Source organism: Marinobacter bryozoorum, assembly GCF_023156245.1.
GTDB lineage: Bacteria > Pseudomonadota > Gammaproteobacteria > Pseudomonadales > Oleiphilaceae > Marinobacter > Marinobacter bryozoorum.
Genome location: NZ_JAKZAH010000013.1, coordinates 92,696 through 99,634 on the forward strand (window position 1 = coordinate 92,696; position 6,939 = coordinate 99,634).

Annotated in this window: 9 protein-coding genes and 1 pseudogene; all 10 read left to right on the forward strand. The window is 56.4% G+C overall.

What is annotated here, in order from left to right:
- The first annotated feature begins 3 nt into the window (after positions 1-3).
- The 10 genes and pseudogenes from MLC59_RS09500 to MLC59_RS09545 all read left to right on the forward strand — a co-directional run bounded on the left by MLC59_RS09500 (position 4) and on the right by MLC59_RS09545 (position 6,468).
- Positions 4-1,191: an acyl-CoA dehydrogenase family protein gene (locus MLC59_RS09500; RefSeq protein ID WP_248233714.1), complete on the forward strand. Its 1,188-nt coding sequence runs from the start codon at positions 4-6 to the stop codon at positions 1,189-1,191.
- A gap of 10 nt (positions 1,192-1,201) precedes the next feature.
- Positions 1,202-2,350, forward strand: a complete 1,149-nt coding sequence (locus tag MLC59_RS09505) for an acyl-CoA dehydrogenase family protein (RefSeq protein WP_248233716.1) — start codon at positions 1,202-1,204, stop codon at positions 2,348-2,350.
- Positions 2,351-2,427: 77 nt separating this feature from the next.
- Positions 2,428-3,201, forward strand: coding sequence for an SDR family oxidoreductase (locus tag MLC59_RS09510; protein ID WP_248233717.1), 774 nt, complete (start codon positions 2,428-2,430; stop codon positions 3,199-3,201).
- A 223-nt stretch (positions 3,202-3,424) separates the two neighbouring features.
- A complete protein-coding gene (locus MLC59_RS09515; RefSeq protein WP_248233719.1) occupies positions 3,425-3,841 on the forward strand; it encodes a DUF4345 family protein in 417 nt (138 codons plus the stop codon).
- Between the two features lie 77 nt (positions 3,842-3,918).
- The gene (locus MLC59_RS09520; protein ID WP_248233720.1) at positions 3,919-4,230 is read left to right on the forward strand and encodes a type II toxin-antitoxin system RelE/ParE family toxin; all 312 of its coding nucleotides are present in this window, start codon (positions 3,919-3,921) and stop codon (positions 4,228-4,230) included.
- Positions 4,223-4,510, forward strand: a complete 288-nt coding sequence (locus MLC59_RS09525) for a helix-turn-helix domain-containing protein (RefSeq protein ID WP_248233722.1) — start codon at positions 4,223-4,225, stop codon at positions 4,508-4,510. The genes MLC59_RS09520 and MLC59_RS09525 overlap by 8 nt, the downstream gene beginning before the upstream one ends.
- A gap of 86 nt (positions 4,511-4,596) precedes the next feature.
- Positions 4,597-4,953, forward strand: coding sequence for a hypothetical protein (locus MLC59_RS09530; RefSeq protein ID WP_248233724.1), 357 nt, complete (start codon positions 4,597-4,599; stop codon positions 4,951-4,953).
- A 136-nt stretch (positions 4,954-5,089) separates the two neighbouring features.
- Positions 5,090-5,368: pseudogene (locus tag MLC59_RS09535) on the forward strand (type II toxin-antitoxin system RelE/ParE family toxin).
- A complete protein-coding gene (locus MLC59_RS09540; RefSeq protein WP_172515563.1) occupies positions 5,368-5,661 on the forward strand; it encodes a HigA family addiction module antitoxin in 294 nt (97 codons plus the stop codon). Before MLC59_RS09535 ends, MLC59_RS09540 begins: the two are co-directional and overlap by 1 nt.
- A gap of 369 nt (positions 5,662-6,030) precedes the next feature.
- A complete protein-coding gene (locus MLC59_RS09545) occupies positions 6,031-6,468 on the forward strand; it encodes a hypothetical protein (RefSeq protein ID WP_248233726.1) in 438 nt (145 codons plus the stop codon).
- Positions 6,469-6,939: the final 471 nt, after the last annotated feature.

The window sequence follows — 6,939 nt, forward strand, 5'->3', positions numbered from 1 at the left end:
ACCATGGATCTGAACTACACCCCAGAACAGGAGGCCTTCCGCCAGGAAGTCCGCCAGTTCCTGCAGGACAACCTGCCGGATGACATCCGCGAGCGGGTTCAGAAGCGCCTGCGCTTCACCAAGGACATGATCGTCCGCTGGCAACAGATTCTGTACAAGCAGGGCTGGGGCGCCAGCACCTGGCCGAAGGAATTCGGTGGCCCGGGCTGGAGCGAAGTGGAACAGCTGATCTTCGAGGAAGAGTGTGCCCTCGCCGGCGCACCCCGCCAGCTGGACTTCGGTCTGCGCATGGTGGCCCCGGTGATCATGAAGTTCGGCAACCAGGAGCAGAAAGACAAGCACCTGCCCGGTATCGTCAGCGGTGACGTCTGGTGGTCCCAGGGTTATTCCGAGCCGGGCTCCGGTTCCGACCTGGCCTCCCTGCGCACCACCGCCGAGCGGGACGGTGACTACTACATCGTCAACGGCCAGAAAACCTGGACCACCCTGGGTCAGCACGGCGACTGGATCTTCTGCCTGGTCCGCACCAACAAGGACGTGAAGGCCCAGGAAGGTATCTCCTTCCTGCTGATCGACATGAAGACCCCGGGCATCGACGTGAAGCCCATCATCATGCTGGATGGTGAGCACGAGATTAACGACGTGTTCTTCGAGAACGTCAAGGTGCCGGTGGAAAACCTGGTGGGCGAAGAGGACAAGGGCTGGACCTACGCCAAGTACCTGCTGGGCCACGAGCGTACCGGCCTGGCCAACGTCGGCCAGTGGAAAGCCATGATGCGCCGGCTGAAGGAAATCGCCCGGGAAGAACAGGATGACGGCCACGCCATCATCGAGAACCCCCGTTTCCGCGACCGCCTGGCCCAGCTGGACGCCGAGCTGCGTGCGCTGGAACTGACCGTGCTGCGGGTACTGACCAACGCCACTGGCCCAGGGCCCGAGGCCTCCATCCTCAAGATCCGCGGTACCGAGATTGGTCAGCGTCTGTTTGAACTGGCCATGGAAGCCACCGGCCAGGACGCCCTCGCCCACATCCCGGATGCCCTGGAGCCGGACTACAACGGCCCCATGGTTGGCGGCATGAACGCCGTGCCGGCGGCGGGTGACTACTTCAACATGCGCAAGCTGTCCATCTTCGGCGGATCCAACGAGATCCAGCGCAACATCATTTCCAAACTGGTGCTGGGGCTGTAAGGAGCGGACCATGAACTTCGAACTGACAGAAGAACAGCAAATGCTGCAGGACTCGCTGCGCCGCTTCCTGGCCAACGAGTACACTTTCGAGAAACGCCGCGAGATCATCGAATCCGGCAAGGGTACCGACGCAGGTATCTGGAATGCCCTGGCGGAAATGGGCCTGCTGGCCTTCACCTTCCCCGAGGACTACAACGGCCTGGGCGGCAACGGCATCGACACCATGCTGGTAATGGAATCCTTCGGCCGCGCCCTGGTGACCGAGCCTTACCTGGCCACTGTGGTACTGGCCGGTGGGCTGGTACGTGACGCCGGCTCCGACGCCCAGAAGCAGGCCATCCTGCCGGCCATCGCCAGCGGCGAGAAGCTGATGGCACTTGCCACCTACGAGCACGGCGCCCGCTACAACCTGGCCCACATCAACACCGTGGCCAAGGGCGACGGCAGCGACTACGTGCTCAACGGCAGCAAGACCGCCGTTATCCACGGCGGCCAGGCCAACCAGCTGATCGTATCCGCCCGCACCAGCGGCGATGCCCGTAGTGAAGACGGCATTACCCTGTTCCTGGTGGATGCCGATGCCAGTGGTGTCACCGTCACCGACTTCGCCACCCACGACGGTTTCCGCACCGCCGAAGTGACCCTGAAGGATGTGAAAGTGGGTGCCGACGCCATCATTGGCGAAGCCAACCAGGGCTTACCGGCTCTGGAAAAGGCCATCGACCAGGGCATTGCCGCCCTGTGCGCCGAAGCCGTGGGCGCCATGGATGCCATGACCGAAGCCACCCTGGAATACACCCAGACCCGCAAGCAGTTTGGCGTGCCCATCTCCAAGTTCCAGGTGCTGCAGCACCGCATGGCGGACATGTTCATTCACGCCCAGCAGGGCCGTTCCATGGCTATCCTGGCGGCAGACAGTGCCGACTCCGACGACCGTGAGGCCCGTCGCGAAGCCATCTCCCAGGCCAAGCTGCTGATCGGCCAGGGCACCCGGGAAGTGGGCCAGGCCGGCGTACAGCTGCACGGCGGCATGGGCGTGACCGACGAGATGTGGGCCGCCCACATCTTCAAGCGTCTGACCCTGATCAACCTGCTGTTCGGCGACGCCGACTACCACCTGGGCAAGGTCAGCGACGCGCTGCTGCAAAAGATCGCCTGATCCCCCTGCCAATGCCCGGCCCTGCTCGTTAAATAACGAGTCAGCCGGGCAGATCACAACAACTACAGGAGCCCCCAATGAGTCTGAAACAACTGTTCGACCTGACCGGAAAAGTCGCCGTTATTACAGGCGGTTCCCGCGGCCTGGGCCTGCAAATGGCCGAAGCCCTGGGTGAGCTGGGTGCCAAGCTGGTGATCAGCGCCCGCAAACAGCACGAACTGGACGACGCCCAGAAGCACCTGGAAGGCCAGGGCATCGAAGTGATGACCATCGCCGCCGACATGTCCAAACGGGAGACGATCCCCGGCTTTGTGGACCAGGTCATTGAGCGCTTCGGCACCATCGACATCCTGGTCAACAACGCCGGCGCCACCTGGGGCGCTCCGGCGGAAGATCATCCGGACGAAGCCTGGGACAAGGTCATGAACCTGAACGTGGACGCCACCTTCTTCCTCACCCGGGAAGTAGGCAAACGCTGCATGATCCCCCGCAAGTCCGGCAAGGTGATCACCACTGCCTCCATCGCCGGCCTGTCTGGTAACCCGGAAGGCATGAGCACCATCGCCTACAACACCTCCAAGGGCGCCAACGTCAACTTCACCCGGGCACTGGCCTCCGAATGGGGCAAGTACAACATCAACGTGAACAGCATCTGCCCCGGCTTCTTCCCCTCCAAGATGGCCAACGGCCTGCTGGACGCCATGGGCGAGAAGATGCTCGAGCGCATCCCCCTGAATCGCTTCGGCGGCGAGGAAGACATGAAGGGCCTGATCGCCCTGCTGGCCACCGAAGCCGGCCGCCACATCACCGGCCAGAACATCGCCATTGATGGCGGCACTACCGTGTGCTGATTAACCCCCCTCGGTTGCACTGTTCACAGTGACAGTCCTTTGCCCGGATGCCGTTTGGTTATCCGGGTTTTTTGTTTTGGACAGTAGCCGCCAAGGCAGAGCGCGTGATTAGTGTCTCATTTGTGGGCGGGTTTTGACGTTTTTCTCGGATATCTACCGGATATTCATCGGTTTTGTCGTAGAATAAACTGTTAAAAATCCACTCCATGGATGAGGAGTAACTATGCAATTTTCTAGGTACCTTGTTTGGATTAATTGCGGTCTTTTCGCTGTTTTTGGGCTTGGCTTCACCTTTGCGCCTGAACTCTTGGCCTCAATTGTGACCGGTTCAGAACCAGCGTCGTCATCTGCAGTTATCGATATGCGCGCCACCTACGGGGGTATGGCCCTTGGCCTAGCCTCACTATTCTGGCTCAGTACGAAGGGTAGCCATGCTGTTTACATCGGCGTTCGCGGAGTGCTGGGGCTAATGATATTTCTATCTCTGTCCAGGCTGTTCGGGATCATCGTAGACGGCTCAGCGAATGCGATGATGTATCTTCTCCTGGGAGCTGAGGTCCTAATGGCAGTGTTGGCAGCTTCTGCTGTTATGCTTGAGAGAAATGGATCTTTTAACCAAGGCATGCAGCCGACGCGCTAAAGCGCACGGCTGATGCCAGCGTTACACCTCACTGATCCTGCCTTGACGAATGTACGGCAACGCCGTATATTTTGGCAATGCTGTTCATCGAAACCTCAACGTTCACCAAGCTATTGCCGAACTACCTCACGGATGAGGAATACCGTGGGCTGCAAACCTACCTTTTGCAGAAGCCGGATGTCGGGGATCTAATCAAGGGCTCGGGTGGCGTTCGTAAAGTTCGATGGGCACCAGCGGGTTCGGGAAAGAGCGGTGGTATCAGAGCTATTTACTACTGGAAGAAATCTGACCACGAGATATGGATGCTCACGCTGTACAGTAAATCAGAGCGCGCCAGCATTCCTGGCCATACGCTCAAGCAGATAGCGGAGGCAATCAAAAATGGGTGACAGAGACCTTGGGGCAGAAATCCTCGATGGCATCAATGAAATCAAGCAGTTCAAGAAGGGCAAATTGGCTCTACGAACCCATGAGCTATCAGAGCCCTCACCGCCTAAAGTGATCAGGCTGAAGTTGAACATGTCGCAATCTGCGTTTGCCGGTCTTATGGGCGTGAGTGTGCGAACCCTTCAGGATTGGGAGCAGGGTCGGCGGGAGCCGCAGGGACCTGCGGTTGCGCTTCTGCGCATTGCTGAGCAACACCCGGAAGTTTTCAATCAGCTTCACTGACCAGAGTGAGGTGTAACCAGGCCATGCAACGGATGCCAAAACCTCCGCTTCGCTGCGGTTTTGTCACCATTGATGGCGAGCGTTAAATGGTAAGCCATATACCTCTGAGTAAGCAGGCCTTAATTGTATTTGGTTCCTCTGTCGCGTTGGTCTTGACGCTGGGGCTCCTGGACCATCTGCTTCCTAATCAGAGCGTCAACCCTTGGTTGCTGGTCGGTGTCCTATGCGCCGTTGGTTTTGTACTGACATTCTTTTTATCTTTGGCGATGGCTCTCGTGCTGGCTGTTGTATTGCCACTGATAGTTACGATTGGAATGTCACTCTTAGCAAAACCTGGTGCAGAGCAGGGCCTTGAGGGAATTTTCTTCGTTGTGGTGTCGATGTTTTTTGTACCGAGTGTATTGAGTGGTCTGGTCGTCAAGTTCATAGCAAGGCGCATTTAACCAGTAGTTGTAGTACGTTCCGGGCCGATGGCCCTCCACCGGACGGCTTTTTCTTCGCGCCGATACGCAAAAGCCGCCGCTAAACAAGGCGTTAAGCTTGGTTGTTGCGTGGTGCGCAACATGCTAGAATTACCTCATGATTAAATCATTCCGTCACAAAGGATTGAAGCGGTTCTACTCGACCGGCAGCACGTCTGGCATACAACCCGATCATGCAGAGAAACTGCGCATGCAGTTAGCAGCTCTGGATGCCGCCACTTCGGTGGATGATATGGATATCCCTGGTTTTCGGCTTCACCCATTGAAGGGGCGAGACAAAGGGCGGTGGTCGATTCGTGTTAACGGAAATTGACGCATGACGTTCGAATTTCAGGACGGCAACGCCTACATTCTTGATTATGAGGATTATCACTGATGACTATGCATAATCCGCCGCATCCCGGTGAATTCATTCGGGAGGTGTACCTGGAGCCTTTCGGTATCAGTTCCCGTCAGCTTGCTTCCAGTCTGGGGGTCTCTCCCTCGACTTTGTCTCGGCTGCTCAAAGGGGATAGTGGTATTAGCCCGGAAATGTCGCTTCGGCTATCCAAGGTTCTCGGACGTTCTCCTGAGAGTTGGTTGGCGATGCAAGATATGTACGATCTATGGGTGGCCCGCCACACGGTCAACCTGGATGGAATCCATCCCCTGGACTTTGAGGCAGCTTAACCAATGGCTGTTGTCGGACGCGCCTGCGCTGGCGCTCCGGCACGCCGCAAAGCCTGGGCGTTAGCTGGGTAGTTCGTTGTTCCTGTTGGTTGGCCCGGTGGCATCGGGCCTTGGCCGTTACTTGGTAGCAAACCCGGCAGTTCGGGTGTTCCGCCAAGGCCGTCAAAATTCGTCGTTTTGCTGGTAGCTCAACAGGGTTTCGGTGTTGGTATAAAAGTAGGTGTTTGGGTTGCGGGGCTGTCCAGCAAAACCTGGTTCCTTGCTTACTTGCTACTCTGAGGTTCAGGTTCATTCGCCGCATCGTCGGCGGTGTTTTTAATTGGGGTGCATCGGCCAAGGCCTGTACATAAAGCAACGGAGCAGGCGGTCATGCTGGTTGCCAAAGATCGGGGTTTGTCGCCCGCCGGTGCTACTCAGCTAACAAGGCGCAGCAATTCGCGGCCTACGGCCGCCGGACGCCCTTTTCATTGCGGCTGCGCCTCCATTACAAGGGCGCCGTTGTGCGCTGGCGTTATGCAAATTGAGAAATCTATGAACCGTAAATTTAGAATTCATGAGCTATTCGACGCAATGGCGGAGGAGTTACTCCTGTTTATCAGGGAGTCAGAAAACGAATTTTCCGACGGATGGGTTCCAGCTACCTTTATCAAGGAACAGCTTGAGCTGAAAAAATCGGCTTACCCTAAGGGCAACAGGATAGACAACAAAACGGGCTGGCTATTTTCAACGCTTGCTAGGCACCTAGAAGACAAAAGTGCCATAGCCTTCAAGAAATCAGGTAGTCGGACATTTTACAAGTCAATTTGAGCACTTTGCATGACACAACAATTTGAGATAGAGGTAGTCATGCCATTACGTACTCTCCTAAAGTACAAAATGGTGCGTACAAGAGCGATGTATATGATGCCGGTAGGGAGTTTTTAATGGAGGACCAAAAAAGGTGTCCATTTTGTGGAGAGATGATTCTTGCGGTTGCACTCAAGTGCAAGCACTGCGGAGAGTTTCTTGATGGGAGCCAAGCTACGAATCAATTTCGAGAGCCTTCAAATCGTGTAGAGCAAGAGTTTGAGCAAACGGTATGGACAGGAAATCCATCCCACTATAACGAGCTTGGTGGATACATTATTGGACTTTTACTGGCGCCACTTTTTGGGCTAGGTATTGTTTTTATCATATTAATACTTATTGGAAGAAAAAAGACTGGCAAGCCCCCGATACGGTAGACGCCTGGTAGCGTTACACTAAACGCAAATCTACAGGTGTTGATGATGAGCGCAA

What these genes read in the sequence shown, in the direction of transcription:
- MLC59_RS09515 (WP_248233719.1), top strand. Translation starts at nt 3,425, where the DNA reads ATGCAATTTTCTAGGTACCTTGTTTGGATTAATTGCGGTCTTTTCGCT.
- MLC59_RS09525 (WP_248233722.1), top strand. Translation starts at nt 4,223, where the DNA reads ATGGGTGACAGAGACCTTGGGGCAGAAATCCTCGATGGCATCAATGAA.
- MLC59_RS09545 (WP_248233726.1), top strand. Translation starts at nt 6,031, where the DNA reads ATGCTGGTTGCCAAAGATCGGGGTTTGTCGCCCGCCGGTGCTACTCAG.
- MLC59_RS09520 (WP_248233720.1), top strand. Translation starts at nt 3,919, where the DNA reads ATGCTGTTCATCGAAACCTCAACGTTCACCAAGCTATTGCCGAACTAC.
- MLC59_RS09530 (WP_248233724.1), top strand. Translation starts at nt 4,597, where the DNA reads ATGGTAAGCCATATACCTCTGAGTAAGCAGGCCTTAATTGTATTTGGT.
- MLC59_RS09510 (WP_248233717.1), top strand. Translation starts at nt 2,428, where the DNA reads ATGAGTCTGAAACAACTGTTCGACCTGACCGGAAAAGTCGCCGTTATT.
- MLC59_RS09540 (WP_172515563.1), top strand. Translation starts at nt 5,368, where the DNA reads ATGACTATGCATAATCCGCCGCATCCCGGTGAATTCATTCGGGAGGTG.
- MLC59_RS09500 (WP_248233714.1), top strand. Translation starts at nt 4, where the DNA reads ATGGATCTGAACTACACCCCAGAACAGGAGGCCTTCCGCCAGGAAGTC.
- MLC59_RS09505 (WP_248233716.1), top strand. Translation starts at nt 1,202, where the DNA reads ATGAACTTCGAACTGACAGAAGAACAGCAAATGCTGCAGGACTCGCTG.